Below are 1159 nucleotides of genomic sequence, written 5' to 3'. Positions count from 1 at the left end.
CTGCAACATCGGCACGATTGGGCACGTTGACCACGGCAAGACGTCCTTGACGGCGGCGATCACGAAGGTTCTTGCGGAGACGGGCGGGGCGACGTTCACGGCCTACGACCAGATCGACAAGGCTCCGGAGGAGAAGGCGCGCGGGATCACGATCTCGACGGCGCACGTGGAATACGAGACGGCCAACCGGCACTACGCGCACGTGGATTGCCCGGGCCACGCCGACTACGTGAAGAACATGATCACGGGCGCGGCGCAGATGGACGGCGCGATCCTGGTGGTGTCGGCGGCCGACGGCCCGATGCCGCAGACCCGCGAGCACATCCTGCTGGCCCGTCAGGTCGGCGTTCCGGCGCTGGTGGTGTTCCTCAACAAGGTCGACATGGTCGACGACGAGGAGCTGCTGGAGCTGGTCGAGCTTGAGGTGCGCGAGCTTCTGTCGAAGTACGACTTCCCGGGCGACGACATCCCGATCACCAAGGGCTCGGCGCTGATGGCGCTGGAGGACAAGGAGCCGAAGATCGGCAAGGAGGCGGTGCTGGCGCTGATGGCGACGGTGGATGCCTACATCCCGCAGCCGGAGCGCCCGATCGACCTGCCGTTCCTGATGCCGATCGAGGACGTGTTCTCGATCTCGGGCCGCGGCACGGTGGTGACGGGCCGGGTCGAGCGCGGGATCGTGAAGGTCGGCGAGACGGTGGAGATCGTCGGCATCCGCGACACGCAGACCACGACGGTCACCGGCGTCGAGATGTTCCGCAAGCTGCTCGACCAGGGTCAGGCGGGCGACAACGTCGGCGTGCTGCTGCGCGGCACGAAGCGCGAGGACGTGGAGCGCGGCCAGGTCGTGTGCAAGCCCGGTTCGGTGAAGCCGCACTCGAAGTTCAAGGCCGAGGCGTACATCCTGACCAAGGAGGAGGGTGGCCGTCACACGCCGTTCTTCACGAACTACCGGCCGCAGTTCTACTTCCGCACGACGGACGTGACCGGGATCTGCACGCTGCCGGAGGGCACCGAGATGGTGATGCCAGGCGACAACGTGACCATGGACGTGGCGCTGATCGTGCCGGTGGCCATGGAGGAGAAGCTGCGCTTCGCCATCCGCGAGGGCGGCCGCACCGTCGGTGCCGGCGTCGTCGCCGCCATCAACGATTGAGAG

At 67.0% G+C, this 1159-nt stretch carries 1 protein-coding gene; it reads left to right on the top strand.

The window, feature by feature from the left end; genetic code table 11:
• A partial coding sequence (gene tuf / locus ACXJKQ_RS27580; protein ID WP_457108849.1) for an elongation factor Tu occupies positions 1-1156 on the top strand: 1156 nt, incomplete at its 5' end.
• Positions 1157-1159: the final 3 nt, after the last annotated feature.

The organism is Methylobacterium sp. P5_C11 (assembly GCF_054049775.1).
Note: the sequence above shows the minus strand (reverse complement) of the source record. Positions and strands in the feature narration are given on the sequence as shown.